Here is a 14,902-nt window from a genome sequence, read left to right as displayed (position 1 = left end):
TAGAATCCGCGCGCTGCATGCGCAGCCATTTTCAATAAATACCGAGGGAAATCCATGTTCAAGCGCCTTGCCGCTGCCGCCCTGCTGGCAGCCGCCGTCGTTCCCGCGACCGTCGTCCATGCCCAGCGTCCCTCGCCGCCGCCGGGCCCGCTGGTCAGCGGCTACCTGTGCTGCAACATGCGCACCTACGGCAACTCGATCAGCGACATCAACTACGACGAGCAGGGCACCAGCATCGTGGCCGTGGGCACGCCGGCGCGCATCACGGGCTACGACTTCCGCTGGTTCAACCTCGATCTCGCGGGCAAGCCCCAGCGCATCAAGAACGACTACAGCCGCAACATCACCCTGATCGACTTCGCGCAGCGCTACGTGGTGACCCAGGACCCGAAGCAGAAGATGGCGGCCTTCGCACCCGCCGTGCGCGACGCCATCATGGCCGGAAAGGTGGCGCCCGGCATGACGCGCGAACAGGTGCTGATGGCCATCGGCTACCCGGTGGCCAGCGAGAACCCCAGCCTCGATGCGCCCATCTGGCGCTACTGGCGCGACAGCTGGTCGGAGTACCAAGTGAGCTTCGACGACAAGGGCCTGGTCAAGGCCGTGGTAGGCGACCCGGTGGCGCTCAGCCGCGTGCTCGCAGCAACACCTTAGTTCGCTTCAGCGCGCGTCGCGGTGCGGCGCGCGCAATCCCCTAGAGGTTTTTGCATCGCGGGGGACGGTTCCGCCCCTATCATTTGACCGAGTGCGGCGCATGGACGCGCCGGCCCGAGCCAAACTTTTTGATGGAGCTACCGCGATGAAACCCGTCTCCGAACTGCTCAAGCGCCACGATTCCGCGGCCTGGCGCACCTCGCCCGACACCAGCGTGTTCGATGCGCTGGCCACCCTGGCGCGCTTCGAGGTGGGCGCGCTGATGGTGATGGACGGCGACCGGCTGGTGGGCTTCCTGTCCGAGCGCGACTACACCCGCAAGGTGGCGCTGCAGGGCAAGAACTCCAAGGAGATGAAGGTCTCCGAGATCATGACGCCCGACGTGATGACCGTGACCCCGCAGACCCGCACGCGCGCCTGCATGGCGCTGATGAGCCAGCGCAAGTTCCGCCACCTGCCGGTGGTCGACGGCGCCAAGGTGGTGGGCATGATCTCCATCCAGGACCTGATGGACGACATCATTGCCGACCACGAGGAAACCATCGCCCAGCTCACGACCTATATCCAGAGCTGAATCCCGCCTCGTCCCGGGGGTTGGGGAACACGCTACGCGTACCCGGGGCGTTCAGGGTGCACAGTAGAGGCTCGTTCATCCATCATCAGGGACAAGACAATGCAGATCCAGGTCAACACGAGCAACGGCATCAACAACAAGGATGCGCTGGAGCGCTGGGCCGATGCGGAAATCAAGCAGCAGCTGGGCCGCTTCGTCGACGACGTCACCCGCGTCGAAGTGCACCTGAGCGACGAGAACCACGACAAGGCCGGCGGCGGAGACAAGTGCTGCGTGATGGAAGCGCGCCTGGCCCACCACCAGCCGCTGGCCGTCACCCAGCACGCCACCACCCTCGACGAGGCCTTCCGCGGCGCGGCCGACAAGCTCAAGCGCCTGCTCGACAACACGCTGGGCCGCCTGAACAACCACCGCGACCGCGATTCGATCCGCAAGGACACGGGCTTCATCGCGGAGTAGGCGGCCGGCCGCCGCGCCTTTTCTGCCCGGGCGGCGGCGCGCGCGGCGCTTCGGCGGGCAGCAGCGGCGGCCTGTGGCCGCTCTGCATCCAGTCGTCGTAGAAATCGATCTTGCGCTCGACCAGCGACAGCGCCTGGTTCCAATCCGCGATGGTCTCGGCCACGCGCGCGCGGTGCGCGGCCAGCAGGTCGCGGCGCTGGCGCAGCGTGGCCTTGCCCTGCAGCGCGAGCGCGGTGTATTCGCGCATCTCGGCAATCGACATGCCGGTGCGGCGCAGCCGGTCCATCAGGTCGAGCCAGCCGACGTGCAGCTCGCCGTACAGGCGCCGCCCGCCTTCGTCGCGCACCACGCCGGGCACGAGGCCCTGCGTTTCGTACCAGCGGATGGCATGCACGGTGCGGCCGGTGCGCTGGGCCAGCTCACCGATGTGGAATGGGGTGCCGCCCTCAGCCGGCATGGGCAGGAACCGCAGCCGGCGGCGCCTCGAGCGCCCGCTCGACCAGTGCGGTGTCGAAGTACTCGGTCAGCTCTTTCACCTTGCCTCCTTCGATGCGGTAGATGTAGCAGTAGCGGTTGTTGTAGCGCTTGCCGGCCCGGGTGGGCACGTCGCCGCTGAACAGCACCACCACCCGGTCGCCCTCGGCAATGATGCGCTCGGTCCTGCTCACATAGGGGCCCGCAAACTGCGCGAACAGCGGCTTGAGCAGCTCTTCGCGGATCGCGACCTTGCCCGCATAGGTGCGCGACCACGGCGTGCTGCCTTCGAGCGTCCAGCGGGCGTCGTCGGCCAGGCTGTCGATGAAGAACTGGCCGTTGCCCTGGTCCAGTTCGGAATGGATGCGCTGCACCAGCGCCCTGCTGTCGTCTGTCGTGTTCATGGCTGCTTTCCCCGGATGGATGAATGAAACCGGAAGGCCCGGTGAATCCATTGGAAATGCTCGAGTGCACTCGAGGTCAAGCGGCCATGGACCGGATGGCGGATCAGCCCTTGCGGGCGTTCGCCATCGCCTTGCCGACCTCGTTGCTGCCCTGGGCCGAGCCGCTCTGCGGCACGATCTCGCCCTCGCGCGAAGTCACTTCGGCGAGCCGCGCAGCCAGCTGCTCGGGCGTGTCCGCGCCGATGCCGAGCCAGGCGCCCTGCGTCAGCGTGATGTGGGCGGCCTCGAAGGTGCCGGCGCCGGCGCAGAGAATGGTGCGGTTCGGCGCGTTCTCGGCCGCCAGCACCAGCATGGCGGGCACCACGGCCTCGGGCTTGAGCGCGTCCAGCACTTCCTGCGGCATCAGCCCCTCGGTCATGCGGGTGGCCGCGGTCGGCGCCAGGCAATTGACGCGGATGTCGTTCTTTGCGCCTTCGATGCTCAGCGTCTGCATCAGCCCCACCAGCGCAAGCTTGGCCGCGCCGTAGTTGCTCTGGCCGAAGTTGCCGTAGAGGCCGGAAGACGAGGTGGTCATGACGATGCGGCCGTATTTCTGCTCGTTCATGAGCGCCCAGACGGCCTTGGTGCAGTTCACCGCGCCCATCAGGTGCACGTCGACCACCAGCTTGAAATCGGCAAGCTCCATCTTGGCAAAGCTCTTGTCGCGCAGGATGCCGGCGTTGTTGACCAGGATGTCGACCCGGCCCCAGGCGTCGACCGCCTGCTTCACCATGGCCTGCACCGCCTCGAAATCGGTGACGGAGGCGCCGTTGGCCATCGCCTCGCCACCCGCGGCCTCGATTTCGTCGACCACGGCCTGCGCCGCGCTCACCGAGCCGCCGGAGCCGTCGCGGGCGCCGCCCAGGTCGTTGACCACCACCCTGGCGCCGCGCGCCGCCAGGGCCAGCGCATGCTGGCGGCCCAGGCCGCCGCCCGCGCCGGTCACGATGGCCACTCGGCCCTTGAAGTCGATGGTGCTGTTGCTCATCTCGCTGCTTTCTTTCCTTGGGAATGGGTGTGCCGAAGGCCGCCACGGCGGCCGCGTGGCGTTTTACCCCAGAAAGGCGTCCCGGCGGGACCGCCCGGAAGCGGGCTCAGTCGCGCGCGTGACGCAGCGTTTCGCAGTAGGCCACCAGCTGGTCGAGCTCGGCGGACTTGTCGAAGAAGGCATCGGCGCCCAGCTGCGCGGAGCGCTGGCGCATCTCGGAGGTGGCGTAGTTGCTCAGCACCACGACCTTCTGCTTGGCCGCGCGGTGGCGGCAGGCCCGGACCACGCCCAGGCCGTTGCCGTGCTCCAGGAAAAGATCGACGATGGTCAGGTCCCATTCGTCGCGGTGATGGTCGAGCCAGTGCACGGCTTCTTCCTCGCTGCTGGCGCAGGCCACCACGTCCGCGTCGGCCACGTCGTGCAGGAAGCCGACGAGGTTTTCGCGAATGAGCGGGCTGTCCTCGACAAGGTAGGCCTTGAAAGTCATGCCGCAATCTCCGGCCGAACCATGGGCCGGAATCGAAATCTGAAGCTGGCGGGTTGCATGCCGCCCATGGTCGCCCCGGCAGCGGCGGCCACGGTGGGCGATGCCGGCCAATGCCTGTAGGCCATCGCGCTTCGCGCCTGTCGTCAGGCGGGCCGTGTGGCAGTGGGACGCGCCGGGCGCTCAGGCCGCGACGGCCACCCGCCCGCGCCCGATTCCCAGGCGCGCGGGGGACACGTACTGCTCCCGGTAGATCTCGAACGGCATCGTGTCGGCGGCCTCGATGCGCTTTTGCTCCTGGATCGATTCCTCGGTCATGCGCTCGAATTCGGCCTGCTGCTCGGCCGAGAACGGCAGCGCCAGCAGCGTGGCGCGGGTCTGCTCCGCCTGCGCGCGCACGAAGCCGATGAAGGAATTGCCATGCTGCTCTTCGACCGCCGCCAGCACCCGCGCCGAAGGCAGGCTGCCGGGGTCCTGCAGCGCGGCCAGTGCGGCGTGCACCGCATCGGCATGCTGCGTGCCGCCGCTCGCGGCGTCGAGCGCGGCGGCAATGGGCCGGCACTGCTCGACCAGCTCGATGCCCCAGTCGGCCAGGCCCACTTCGCGGCCGCCGCGCAAGAGCTGCAGGCCCGGCTCGCGTCCGCGCGCCGCCGTGAGGTGCTGGTTGTGGGCCAGTTCGGCGATTTCCTGGGGCGTGTCGGCCGGGCTGTCGCTCAGGAGGCACTGCAGCAGGAACACATCGAGAAAGCGCATGGTCTGGGCATTGATGCCCACGGGCTCGAAGGGGTCGAGGTCCATCAGCCGCACCTCGACGTATTCGACGCCGCGCTCGCGCAGCGCATGCAGCGGGCGCTCGCCGGAGTGGATCACGCGCTTGGGGCGGATGGTGCCGTAGAACTCGTTCTCGATCTGCAGCAGGCTGGTGGCCAGCTGGTTGTAGTCGCCGCCGAGGTTGCGGATGCCGATGGCCTCGTAGGCCGGCCAGGGCCGCGTGAGTGCGTCCTGCAGCGAGGCGCCGTAGCCCTCGAGGCTGTTGTAGCTCACGGCCAGCGAGGCCTGGGCGTCGCTCTGGTAGCCCAGGCGCCCCATGCGCAGCGAGGTGCCGTGCGGCATGAACATGCTGCCGTCGCCCAGCGGCTGCAGCTCGTGCGGGCGCCCCGCGACAAAGCTGGAGCACAGCGCGGGCGAAGCGCCGAACAGGTACAGCAGCAGGAAGGCATGGCGCCGGAAGTTGCGGATGAGCGCGAAATACTGTTCGCTCGACACGTCGGGCAGCGACCAGTTGTAGTGGATGCCCGAGATGGTCTGCATGCGCCGCCCGTAGCGGTGGCTCAGCCCCATGCGGTAGACGCTCTTGGCGCGCCCGACGTTCGAGGAGCCGTAGCGCCCGATGGGAATGGTCTCGTCGGTCGGCAGGCCGCAGGGCATGCTCGACACCCAGAGGCGCTCGTCGCCGAGCGAGTCGAGCACGCGGTAGGTGAACTGGTGGACGCGCGTGAGCTCCTCCAGCGCCGACTCGGCGCTGGCATGCACGCCCGTGATGAGCTCGAGCTGCGATTCGCTGAAGTCGGTGGTGATGTGCGGATGGGTCAGCGCCGATCCCAGGGCCAGCGGGTGCGGCGTGAGCGCGAGCTTGCCGTCCGGCAGCGCGCGCAGGCTTTCCTTCTCGATGCCGCGCCGCATGCCCTTCAACCGCGCGGCTGAGAGCGCACCCAGCCTCTCCTGCAATCTGCTGCTCATATTGTTATGACCCGTCAATCTCTGAGGGGCTGGAAGGTAGCACGGCCGCGCGGGCGCTGCTCGTGCAGGGAATCCCGCCATCCGCTATGCTGCGCGCCGCTATTGTTTTGATAGCTTGGCTCATGCGGGCTCGATCTCTTCCGACTGGTAGATGGAGATCTGCGGCGTGCCGTCGGCCATGGCGGCCAGCGCCTTGCCGAAGGCGCGCGACGCCTCGACGCGGAAATGCGCCTTCAGCGCCGCCATGTCGCTCCAGCGCTCGACGAAGCTCAGCCGCAGCGGCTGCTGCACGTCCGCACTGACCTCGTGCGAGATGCAGCCGGGCTCGGTGCGCGAGCGCAGCACGTGCTCCACGCTGATGGCCAGCATCGCCTGCAGGGTTTCGGGTTTCGCCATGGCGTGTCCGATGACGAGGATCATTTTTTTGTCTCCAGTACGTGCAGAAGAAAGCGGTTCAGGTCGGCGATCTCGTCCATGCAGACCGAGTGCGCCATCGTGTACTCATGCCACTCGACGGCATAGCCCAGCGCGGCGAGCGCGTCGCGCGACCGCAGCGCCGCTTCGAGCGGCACCACCGGGTCCTGCCGGCCATGGGCCAGGAAGACCGGCGTGTCGTGGTTGGCCGCATGCCGCTCGGCCGCGGTCGTGGCGGCAATCGGCAGGTAGCCCGAGAGGCCGACGATGCCGGCCAGCCGCTCGGTGTGGCGCAGGCCCGTCATCAGCGCCATGGCGCAGCCCTGCGAGAAACCCGCCACCACGATGCGGTTGGCCGCGATGCCGCGGGCCTTCTCGCTGGCGATCAGCGCCTCGATCGCGGCCTGCGAGCGGCGCAGGCCCGCCTCGTCCTCGCGCGCCACCAGGTCGGCCACGGCGATGTCGTACCAGGCCGGCATGCGGTAGCCGCCGTTGATGGTGACGGGGATCACCGGTGCATTGGGAAACACGAAGCGCACCGGGCCCACGCTCGAGAGGTCGAGCTCGTTGGCAATCGGCACGAAATCGTTCCCGTCGGCGCCCAGGCCGTGCATCACGATGACCGTGGCGGTGGGATTGGGAGCGGTCTCGATTTCGATCGGGGAACTGGACATGGTCGGTAGAAGGTATTCAAAAAACGCGAAAAACCAGACCTTAGCGCATTCGGGCCGCCCGGGGCGCGGGCTCACGGAATGCAACACAATGTCGGTTCCACGGAAAACCCATGAGCCCGCATCCGAAGCCCCCCATTGCCGCGACGACGCCCGACAGCGAAACCCTGCTGCGCAGCAGCGGTCTGCGCGTGACGCGCGCCGCGCAAACCGTGCTCGAATTGCTGGAGCACGCCTCGCAGCCGCTCACGCACGACGACGTGGTGGCCGCCTACACCACGGCCACCGGCGAGGCGCCCGACCGCGTCACGGTGTACCGCGTGCTCGACCGCCTGGTCGACGCCGGCCTGTGCGACCGCCGCGTGGGTGCGGACCGCGTCAACCGCTTTTCGCGCCATGTGGAAGCCGCCTCGGGCAACACCTTCGAATGCGACCAGTGCCACAAGGTGCTCGCGCTCCCCTCCGATCCCGAGCTGCCCAAGGTGATGAGCCGGCTCGGCCGCGAGCTGCGCAAGCAGGGCATCGACACCCGCCACACCGCGCTCACGCTGCACGGCACCTGCGGGGAATGCAGGGGCTGAGGGAGCAGGCGCCAGGCACCCATGCGGCCAGGTTGCGCGCATAGACTCCTGCGCTCGATGCAAGACCCTCGCCTGCCCATCCTCTACAGCTTTTGCCGCTGCCCCTACGCGATGCGTGCCCGGCTCGCCCTGGCCGCCAGCGGCGAGCGCTGCGAGTTGCGCGAAGTGGTGCTGAAGAACAAGCCGCCCGACATGCTCGCCGCCTCGCCCAAGGGCACGGTGCCGGTGCTGGTGCTGCCCGATGCCGCCGTGCTGGGGCAAAGCCTGGACATCATGCGGTGGGCGCTGGGCCGCAACGATCCGCTGCGCTGGCTCGCACCCGAGGCGGGCACGCTCGACGGCATGCTCGCGCTCGTGGCCGCGTGCGACAACCACTTTAAGCCGCAGCTCGACCGCTACAAGTACCCGGGCCGCTTCGCGGACGCGCCCGCCGGCACTGCGCGCGAACTGGGTGCGCAGTTCCTGCTGGAGCTGGAAGCCCGGCTCGCCAGCGGCTCCGGGCCGCAGCTCTTCGGCGCGCGCGCGGCGCTGGCCGATGCCGCCGTCATGCCCTTCGTGCGGCAGTTCGCGATGGTCGAGCCCGCATGGTTCGAGAGCCAGCCCTGGCCGCTGCTGCGCGCCTGGCTCGCGGGCTGGACGACCTCGCCGCTGTTCGAGCGCGCGATGCACAAGTACGCGCCCTGGGCCCCGGGTGAAGCGGGCGCCGCCTACCCGCCGGCCTGACAGCATCCCCTACATCCACGCACAGGAGCCCTTCACCCATGTACACCCCCTCCACCGCCGCCACCCGCCATTTCTCGGGCACGTACGCCGAGGCGCGCGCCAAGTTCCTCGATGCCGCGGCAATGCGCGGCGCCGCGGTCGAATCCTTCGTGCTGCCGACGCACCGCGGCGCGCTCGGCGAGGAGCTGGCGACCGACGTGGCGCTGATCGGCGCCAGGGATGCGAAGAAGCTGCTGCTCGTCACCTCGGGCACGCACGGCCCCGAGGGCTTCTGCGGCTCGGGCGCGCAGCTTGCCACGCTGCACGACGCCGACCTGCTGGGGCGGCTCCAACAAGCGGACGTGGCGCTGCTGCTGGTGCATGCGGTCAACCCCCACGGCTTTTCGCACCTGCACCGCACCAACGAGGACAACATCGACCTGAACCGCAACCACATCGACTTCGGCGTGCCGCTGCCGGTGAATGCGGAGTACGCCGAGGTCGAGCCGCTGGTGCTGCCCGCCAGCTGGCCGCCCACTGCCGCCGACGATGCCGCCATGGCGGCCTACATCGAAAAGCACGGCATGCGCGCTTTCCGCGCGGCCGTCACCCGGGGCCAGTACAGCTCGCCCGACGGCCTGTTCTACGGCGGCACCGCGCCCTCGTGGAGCAACCGCACGATGCGCGCCATCCTGCGCAGCTATGCCGCGTCGGCCACGCACATCGGCTGGATCGACATCCACACCGGCCTCGGCCCCTACGGCCATGGCGAGAAGATCTACCCGGGCCGCAATGCGCCGGCCGACCTTGCGCAGGCGCATGCCTGGTGGGGCGCCGACGTGTTCGCGCCCTTTGCCGGCGACTCGGCCTCGGCCGACGTGTCGGGGCCGGTGGTCTCCATTGCCTATGACGAGTGCCCCGATGCGAGCATCGCGCCCATGGGCCTGGAGTTCGGCACGCTGCCCGACAGCGAGGTGCTGACCCGCCTGCGCGCCGACACCTGGCTGCGGCGCCATCCCGAGGCGCCCGAGGCGCAGAAGCGCGAAATCCGCCAGCAACTGCGCGATGCCTTCTACTGCGACAACGACGAATGGAAGGGCATGGTGCTGGGCCAGACGCGCGTGGTGCTGCTGCAGACGCTGCAGGGCCTGAAGAAGGCCTGATTCGGCGAGTGGACTTCAGCCGAAGTTCGGCGCGCGCCGTTCGCGCAGCGAGGCCACGCCCTCGCGCACGTCGGCGCCCGCGAAGCCCATGAATTCGAGCGCCAGCGAGGCGTCGAAGGCCGGGCCGGCCTGGCGCAGCCAGTTGTTGAGCGCGTACTTGGTCAGGCGGATCGCGCCCTGGCTGCCGACCGCGAGCCGGTCGGCCACCTCGTAGGCGCGCGGCAGCAGCTCGGCCTCGTCCACCGCGAGCGACACCAGGCCGATGCGCTCGGCCTCCGCGCCGCTCACCGGCTCGCACAGCAGCAGGTGGTACTTGGCCTTGGCCATGCCGCACAGCAGCGGCCAGATGATGGCCGCGTGGTCGCCCGCCGCCACGCCCAGGCGCGTGTGGCCGTCGACGATCTTCGCGTCCCTGGCGGCAATCGAAATGTCGGCCAAAAGCCCCGCCACCAGGCCCGCGCCCACGGCCGGGCCGTGCATGGCGCTCACGATGGGCTTGTCGCAGTTGATGATGTTGTAGACCAGGTCGCGCGCCTCTTTCCAGACGCGCTGGCGCACCGCGTCGTCGGTGGTCATGTCCTGCACCATGGCCAGGTCGCCGCCGCCCGAGAAGCCCAGCCCCTCGCCCCGCAGCACCGCGCAGCGCACCGTGTCGTCGGCCGCCACGTCGCGCCAGATCTCGGCCAGTTCGCGGTGGCCGTCGTGGCCGGCCGTGGGCAGCTTGCCGTTGGCCGCGCGCATCTGGATGTCGAGCACCGCGCCGTGGGCGCCGCGGCGCGTGATGGCAAGGGTCTGGTAGCGTGTGTATTCCATGGCGTGTCTCCGCCCCGCAGCGCCTGCCTGCGGGGACTTTCATTTTTCGTCGAAGGACGGGGCGCCTATTTTCGCGCCGCCACCTCGCGGCAGCGCTGCACATTGGCCTCGAAGCGCGGTGCCAGCCCGGGCTCGCATCCATCGCTCGCGGGATTGAGCCTGCACATGCCGACGACCACGTAGTCCATCACCGCCTCAGTGCACATCGGGTACTTGGCCAGGTCGGGATTGGCTTGCGCCTTGAAGCCCCAGCGCTCGGAGAACTCCACCGTGCGGGCCATCGCACCGTGGAAGAAGCTGCGGTCCCTGGCCGCGATGGCGGCCTCCATGCGCGGCAGCTCCTCGTTCAGGTAGCCGACCGAATCCAGCGGGAACGACGCCGGGTCCTGCTGGGCGGCCGCAAGGGAAGCGGCCAGGACGAGCGGCAAGGCGGCAAGGGTGCGCAGCAGCGAGGAAGGCGCAGAACGCGAAATGGGACGGTGTGGTTGCATGGCTTGGGATTTTGCAACGTTTGGAAGCATCTTTGAACGCCGGGCGATGCGTGCGCACGACGCCTGCGCCGGCTACCGGCTCTTTTTCTGCCGATCGAATTTGCGCCAGTACTGGAACTCGTCCTCGTGCACTTCGAGGTCGACCTCCGAGATGCGCGACTGCAGCCGCTCCTGCACGTCGGCCACGGCCTTGTTGTAGACGATGGGGCCGACCTCTTCAAGAAAGAAGCCGAGCAGCGCGCCGGCCGCGATGTTGCCGATCTTCTCTTCCATGTTCTCGTTGAAGTAGCGCTCGATCGACGCGATGGCCTGCTGGCGGGCTTCCTTGGAGATTTCGATGGTCATGCGTGCGGCTCTCGCTGGTGGATCGATCGATTGTGCCGCTACCATGCGCTGCGGCCCCAGGGCCGGCACGACAACAACATACAACACGGAGACCGCCCCATGAAGTTTCGCCCCGCCGCACTGGCGACCCTTGCCCTGGCCGCACTCGCCGCGGTTTCGGGCTGCACCAATCTGACCCCCGCCACGGCGCAGCGCCAGCTCATGCTGGTCGCCAACGACGAGAAGCAGTCGTGGAGCGACGCCGGCGCCGTGATCCTCGCGCCGATGGGGCGCGACACGGTGCAGGTGCTGGACATCGGCACCGATCCGCTGGCGCCCAGGCTCGTCGGCAGCCTGCAACTGGACAACACCATCGCCGGACCGCCCGTCAACCTCGCGATCACCCCCGGCGAAACGCTGGCGCTGGTGGCCAATTCGCTCAACGTGGTGGAAGAGAACGGCGTGCGCCGGCAGGTGCCCGACAACCGCCTGTTCGTGGTCGACCTGAGCACCACGCCGCCCAGGCTGATCGACACGCTCACCGTGGGCAAGCAGCCCTCGGGCCTGTCGATCAACCGCGCCGGCAACCTCGCGCTGGTGGCCAACCGCGCGGACAACTCGGTCAGCGTGCTGCGCATCGCGGGCAAGCAGGTGACGCTGATCGACACCGTCGCCATGGGCGACTCGGTGGCGCACGTGCGCTTCACGCCCGACGGCAAGCGCGCGCTGGCGGCCAAGTTCACCAGCCACAAGATCGCGCTGCTGGAGGTGAACGGCGAGAAGGTCAGCTACAACAAGGTCGACCTCGCGGCGGGCCTGTGGCCCTACAACGTCGACGTGACGCCCGACGGCAAGCTCGCGCTCACGGCCGACAACGGCAACTCCGGCGCATCGGACGGACAGGTCGATACGGTGAGCGTGATCGACCTCGAAGCGGTGCCGCCGCGCGTGGTCGACAAGGTGGTGGTCGGCGACGGGCCCGAGGGCCTGGCCGTGAGCCCGACCGGCAAGCATGCGGTGGCCGTGATCCTGCGCGGCAGCAACTCGGCAAAGAACGCCTACTTCTACAACCGCAACGGCTCGGTGGTGCTGCTGAAGATCGACGGCAAGAAGGTCACGCGCGCCAACGAGGTGGTGGTGCGCGGCCTGCCCGAAGGCGCGGTGTGGAGCGCCGACGGCAAGTACCTCTACGTGGGCAACTTCATCGACCAGGACATCACGATCCTGCGCGTGGACGGCGACACGCTGGTGCCCACGGGCAAGTCGTTTGCGCTGCAGGGCCATCCGGCCGCAATGCGCGGGACAATGTCGCACTGACGCAACCCACCACCCCAGACGAAGAAGCCATGGCGCAACCCAAACGACAACTCCGCACGCTCGAGCGCGGCATTCTCTGCCTCGTGATCGGCGCCGCCGTTCTGCTGGCGCCGCGCTTCCTGCAGGGCACGCGCTGGTTCGAGATGGTGGCCGGCGCCTACCTGGTCGGCTGGTTCGCGCTGGTGCTGGGCGTGGCGCTGGTGGTGGTCGGGCTGGTCCGGCGCGGCAAGTAGCGCGGCAACGGGCCGGCCCGCAGCCGGCAGGGCTCAGCCCTTCTTGCCGCGCAGCTTGCCGGCGACTTCCACGCACGCCAGCACGATGGCGCCCGCCACGATGCCGATGCCCGCATTCACCCCCATCGACCCGATTGCGCCGAACACGCCGCCGGTGGCCTGGGCCCAGTCTTCGACGGCATGGCCGAGGGCCGGCACGCCGTGCACCAGGATGCCGCCGCCCACCAGGAACATGGCCGCGGTGCCGGCCACCGACAGCGCCTTCATGAGCCAGGGCGCGGCCGCGAGAATGCCGCGGCCCAGGGCCTGCGCGGCCTTGCTCGCCTTCCGGCTCAGGTAGAGGCCCGCGTCGTCGAGCTTCACGATGCCGGCCACCAGGCCATAGACGCCGATGGTCATGACCAGTGCAATGCCCGCCAGCACGGTGAGCTGCGTGAGAAAGGACTGGCCCTGCACGGTGCCCAGCGTGATGGCGATGATCTCGGCCGAGAGAATGAAGTCGGTGCGCACCGCGCCCTTGATCTTGTCCTTCTCGGCCGCCACCACGTCGACGGCCTCGTCGGCCACGGCGCGCTCGTGGCGCGCGGTGTCGGCCTCATGCGCCTGCCTGTGCAGGAACTTGTGGGCGAGCTTCTCGAAGCCCTCGAAGCACAGGAAGGCACCGCCCACCATCAGGAGCGGCGTGACCAGCCAGGGCAGCCAGGTGCCGATGGCCAGCGCCGCGGGCACCAGGATGAGCTTGTTGACGAACGAGCCTTTGCACACCGCCCAGACCACCGGCAGCTCGCGGTCGGCCTTGACGCCCGAGACCTGCTGCGCATTGAGCGCAAGGTCGTCGCCGAGCACGCCGGCCGTCTTCTTGGCGGCCACCTTGGTGAGGACCGAGACGTCGTCCAGGACGGTAGCGATGTCGTCGAGCAGCAGAAGCAGGCTGGTGGCCATGGCAAGGGTCGGTGTGGAAAAAAAGAAGCGGCGAGCTTAGCCGCAACCGCGGCGCGCGCCGGCAATACCCGTACGCGGCCGGCCGCCGGGCTCAGGCGTCAGGCAACGCTGCGCTTGAGCCGGATTTCCTCGACCCGCACCGTGCCCAGCGCGGTGGTCTTGGCGGTCTTCATTTCGCGCTTGAAGCCGGCGAGCTCGAAGAAGCGCATGGCGCGGTCGTTGCGGATGGGCACCCAGGCCGTGACCGTGGTGCAGCCCTCTTCCTCGAGGCCTTCGCGCGCGGCGTCCCACAGGGCGACACCGATGCCCTTGCCCCAATGCTCGGGCTTGACGTACAGGGCCCAGATCTCGCCCGTGGTGGACGGCGTCTTGGGGTCGCGCGAGCGGTCGAAGCCGACGAAGCCGACGATCTCGCCGTCCTGCACCGCCACCTGCACCTGCGGCTCGCTGAACTCGATGGCCTCGCGCCATTTGGCCTCGCGGGAGGCGGGCGCCAGCACGCGCAGCTCTTCTTCGGGCAGGATGCCTTCGTAGGCAGCCTTGGCGGCCAGGGCATGGACTTCGGCGACGGCCTTGGCGTCGCGCATGGTGGCGGGGCGAACTTCGTGATCTGACATGGATGCGGGGAAATCAAAAGGAACTGCGTATTGTCGCCGCACCGCTAAACTGCCCGCTACTACGCCGCATACGCAGCATCAAAAGGAGTCGATATGGCCAAGGGTCAACAGCGCGCAAACAAGGAAGCCAAGAAACCGAAGAAGGACACTTCGCCGCCCAAGCCGGTGGGCACCGGCGGCATCGAACCCGTCCGCACGATCACCACGACGGTGATCCCGCGCGGCAAGCTCAAGAACAAGTGACCGACGAGGCCCCCGCCGGGCCGGCCCCGGCGCCCGCCAAGCCGGCCCAGCCCCGCAACCCGCTGCACGGGCTCACGCTGGAGGCCATCGTCACGGCGCTGGCCGACCACTACGGCTGGGAGCAGCTCGGCGAACTCGTTCCGATCCGCTGCTTCGCCATCGACCCGAGCGTGGGCTCCAGCCTCAAGTTCCTGCGCAAGACGCCCTGGGCGCGCGAGAAGGTCGAAAGCCTCTATCTCTTCATGCTGCGCGAACAGCGCCGCGAGCAGCAGCAACAACAGCCCCCGCAGCGATGAGGGTCCGGCTCGAACCGTCGGGCCTCGGCTTCGACGCCGAGGCCGGCACCACGCTCTTGAAATCGGCCGAGGCGGCCGGCATCGAAATGCCGAGCTCCTGCCGCAACGGCACCTGCCGCACCTGCATCTGCCAGCTGGTGGCGGGCTCCATCCGCCACGTCATCGAATGGCCCGGCCTGAGCGCCGAGGAAAAGGCCGAGGGCTGGATCCTGCCCTGCGTGGCCGAGGCGCAGAGCGACCTCACGATCGATGCGCCCCAGGCGTTTTCGGTGTTCTGAC

The 14,902-nt window shown here is 68.7% G+C and carries 23 protein-coding genes; 11 read left to right on the top strand and 12 right to left on the bottom strand.

Translation table 11 applies throughout. The features are described from left to right. The first annotated feature begins 54 nt into the window (after positions 1 to 54). From bamE to AC1DSC_RS19625, 3 genes are all read left to right on the top strand, one after another. Entirely contained in the window at positions 55 to 654 is a 600-nt protein-coding gene (gene bamE / locus AC1DSC_RS19635) for an outer membrane protein assembly factor BamE domain-containing protein (protein ID WP_015866409.1), read from the top strand. Positions 655 to 799: 145 nt separating this feature from the next. Next, positions 800 to 1,228: a CBS domain-containing protein gene (locus AC1DSC_RS19630; RefSeq protein ID WP_015866410.1), complete on the top strand. Its 429-nt coding sequence runs from the start codon at positions 800 to 802 to the stop codon at positions 1,226 to 1,228. A gap of 99 nt (positions 1,229 to 1,327) precedes the next feature. Further along, entirely contained in the window at positions 1,328 to 1,687 is a 360-nt protein-coding gene (locus AC1DSC_RS19625; protein WP_015866411.1) for an HPF/RaiA family ribosome-associated protein, read from the top strand. Here the strand turns inward: AC1DSC_RS19625 and AC1DSC_RS19620 are convergent. From AC1DSC_RS19620 to AC1DSC_RS19590, 7 genes are all read right to left on the bottom strand, one after another. Next, positions 1,674 to 2,144 carry a MerR family transcriptional regulator gene (locus AC1DSC_RS19620; protein ID WP_015866412.1) on the bottom strand — a complete coding sequence of 157 codons (471 nt, stop codon included), beginning with the start codon at positions 2,142 to 2,144 and terminating at the stop codon, positions 1,674 to 1,676. The genes AC1DSC_RS19625 and AC1DSC_RS19620 overlap by 14 nt on opposite strands. Beyond that, positions 2,134 to 2,565, bottom strand: coding sequence for a nuclear transport factor 2 family protein (locus AC1DSC_RS19615; protein WP_015866413.1), 432 nt, complete (start codon positions 2,563 to 2,565; stop codon positions 2,134 to 2,136). Before AC1DSC_RS19615 ends, AC1DSC_RS19620 begins: the two co-directional genes overlap by 11 nt. Positions 2,566 to 2,668: 103 nt before the next feature. Further along, positions 2,669 to 3,592, bottom strand: a complete 924-nt coding sequence (locus AC1DSC_RS19610) for an SDR family NAD(P)-dependent oxidoreductase (protein ID WP_015866414.1) — start codon at positions 3,590 to 3,592, stop codon at positions 2,669 to 2,671. A gap of 106 nt (positions 3,593 to 3,698) precedes the next feature. Next, positions 3,699 to 4,079 (bottom strand): response regulator transcription factor, encoded by a 381-nt coding sequence (locus AC1DSC_RS19605; RefSeq protein ID WP_369663150.1) that lies wholly within the window; start codon positions 4,077 to 4,079, stop codon positions 3,699 to 3,701. Between the two features lie 180 nt (positions 4,080 to 4,259). Then, positions 4,260 to 5,816 carry a glutamate--cysteine ligase gene (gene gshA, locus AC1DSC_RS19600; RefSeq protein WP_015866416.1) on the bottom strand — a complete coding sequence of 519 codons (1,557 nt, stop codon included), beginning with the start codon at positions 5,814 to 5,816 and terminating at the stop codon, positions 4,260 to 4,262. A 120-nt stretch (positions 5,817 to 5,936) separates the two neighbouring features. Next, a complete protein-coding gene (locus tag AC1DSC_RS19595; protein WP_015866417.1) occupies positions 5,937 to 6,236 on the bottom strand; it encodes a putative quinol monooxygenase in 300 nt (99 codons plus the stop codon). Beyond that, a complete protein-coding gene (locus tag AC1DSC_RS19590; RefSeq protein WP_015866418.1) occupies positions 6,233 to 6,904 on the bottom strand; it encodes an alpha/beta hydrolase in 672 nt (223 codons plus the stop codon). The genes AC1DSC_RS19595 and AC1DSC_RS19590 overlap by 4 nt, the downstream gene beginning before the upstream one ends. A gap of 110 nt (positions 6,905 to 7,014) precedes the next feature. On the opposite strand from AC1DSC_RS19590, the gene AC1DSC_RS19585 reads away from it, so the two are divergent. From AC1DSC_RS19585 to AC1DSC_RS19575, 3 genes are read left to right on the top strand one after another with little or no spacing between them, the layout of a single operon-like run. Continuing rightward, positions 7,015 to 7,482, top strand: coding sequence for a Fur family transcriptional regulator (locus AC1DSC_RS19585; protein ID WP_015866419.1), 468 nt, complete (start codon positions 7,015 to 7,017; stop codon positions 7,480 to 7,482). Between the two features lie 57 nt (positions 7,483 to 7,539). Next, positions 7,540 to 8,205 (top strand): glutathione S-transferase, encoded by a 666-nt coding sequence (locus AC1DSC_RS19580; RefSeq protein ID WP_478131908.1) that lies wholly within the window; start codon positions 7,540 to 7,542, stop codon positions 8,203 to 8,205. A gap of 38 nt (positions 8,206 to 8,243) precedes the next feature. Continuing rightward, entirely contained in the window at positions 8,244 to 9,347 is a 1,104-nt protein-coding gene (locus AC1DSC_RS19575; RefSeq protein ID WP_015866421.1) for a M14 family metallopeptidase, read from the top strand. 15 nt (positions 9,348 to 9,362) lie between these two features. Here the strand turns inward: AC1DSC_RS19575 and AC1DSC_RS19570 are convergent, their stop codons facing one another. The 3 genes from AC1DSC_RS19570 to AC1DSC_RS19560 all read right to left on the bottom strand — a co-directional run bounded on the left by AC1DSC_RS19570 (position 9,363) and on the right by AC1DSC_RS19560 (position 10,996). Further along, positions 9,363 to 10,160 (bottom strand): enoyl-CoA hydratase/isomerase family protein, encoded by a 798-nt coding sequence (locus AC1DSC_RS19570; protein ID WP_369663151.1) that lies wholly within the window; start codon positions 10,158 to 10,160, stop codon positions 9,363 to 9,365. 65 nt (positions 10,161 to 10,225) lie between these two features. Continuing rightward, the gene (locus AC1DSC_RS19565) at positions 10,226 to 10,651 is read right to left on the bottom strand and encodes a hypothetical protein (RefSeq protein ID WP_062366262.1); all 426 of its coding nucleotides are present in this window, start codon (positions 10,649 to 10,651) and stop codon (positions 10,226 to 10,228) included. Positions 10,652 to 10,723: 72 nt separating this feature from the next. Then, entirely contained in the window at positions 10,724 to 10,996 is a 273-nt protein-coding gene (locus AC1DSC_RS19560) for a DUF2164 domain-containing protein (RefSeq protein ID WP_015866424.1), read from the bottom strand. Positions 10,997 to 11,095: 99 nt separating this feature from the next. Between AC1DSC_RS19560 and AC1DSC_RS19555 the strand changes: the two genes are divergently transcribed. Next, entirely contained in the window at positions 11,096 to 12,292 is a 1,197-nt protein-coding gene (locus AC1DSC_RS19555) for a YncE family protein (protein WP_369663153.1), read from the top strand. Between the two features lie 29 nt (positions 12,293 to 12,321). Next, on the top strand, positions 12,322 to 12,525 hold the full coding sequence (locus tag AC1DSC_RS19550; RefSeq protein ID WP_015866426.1) for a hypothetical protein: 204 nt from the start codon (positions 12,322 to 12,324) through the stop codon (positions 12,523 to 12,525). A gap of 33 nt (positions 12,526 to 12,558) precedes the next feature. On the opposite strand, the gene AC1DSC_RS19545 is transcribed toward AC1DSC_RS19550, so the two are convergent. Together AC1DSC_RS19545 and AC1DSC_RS19540 are read right to left on the bottom strand one after the other, a co-directional pair. After that, positions 12,559 to 13,467: a DUF808 domain-containing protein gene (locus tag AC1DSC_RS19545; protein WP_307591928.1), complete on the bottom strand. Its 909-nt coding sequence runs from the start codon at positions 13,465 to 13,467 to the stop codon at positions 12,559 to 12,561. Between the two features lie 98 nt (positions 13,468 to 13,565). Continuing rightward, on the bottom strand, positions 13,566 to 14,084 hold the full coding sequence (locus AC1DSC_RS19540; protein WP_018906264.1) for a GNAT family N-acetyltransferase: 519 nt from the start codon (positions 14,082 to 14,084) through the stop codon (positions 13,566 to 13,568). A 93-nt stretch (positions 14,085 to 14,177) separates the two neighbouring features. Between AC1DSC_RS19540 and AC1DSC_RS19535 the strand changes: the two genes are divergently transcribed. Genes AC1DSC_RS19535 through AC1DSC_RS19525 form a run of 3 tightly spaced genes read left to right on the top strand, consistent with a single transcriptional unit; the run spans position 14,178 to position 14,901 of the window. Continuing rightward, positions 14,178 to 14,327, top strand: a complete 150-nt coding sequence (locus tag AC1DSC_RS19535; RefSeq protein WP_369663154.1) for a hypothetical protein — start codon at positions 14,178 to 14,180, stop codon at positions 14,325 to 14,327. Then, complete coding sequence (locus tag AC1DSC_RS19530) at positions 14,324 to 14,623, top strand: VF530 family protein (protein WP_028256208.1); 300 nt, start codon at positions 14,324 to 14,326, stop codon at positions 14,621 to 14,623. The genes AC1DSC_RS19535 and AC1DSC_RS19530 overlap by 4 nt, the downstream gene beginning before the upstream one ends. Beyond that, positions 14,620 to 14,901 carry a 2Fe-2S iron-sulfur cluster-binding protein gene (locus tag AC1DSC_RS19525; RefSeq protein WP_062366255.1) on the top strand — a complete coding sequence of 94 codons (282 nt, stop codon included), beginning with the start codon at positions 14,620 to 14,622 and terminating at the stop codon, positions 14,899 to 14,901. Before AC1DSC_RS19530 ends, AC1DSC_RS19525 begins: the two co-directional genes overlap by 4 nt. Position 14,902 lies beyond the last annotated feature (1 nt).

The sequence above is a fragment of the Variovorax sp. 01N425 genome (assembly GCF_056399465.1).
Note: the sequence above shows the minus strand (reverse complement) of the source record. Positions and strands in the feature narration are given on the sequence as shown.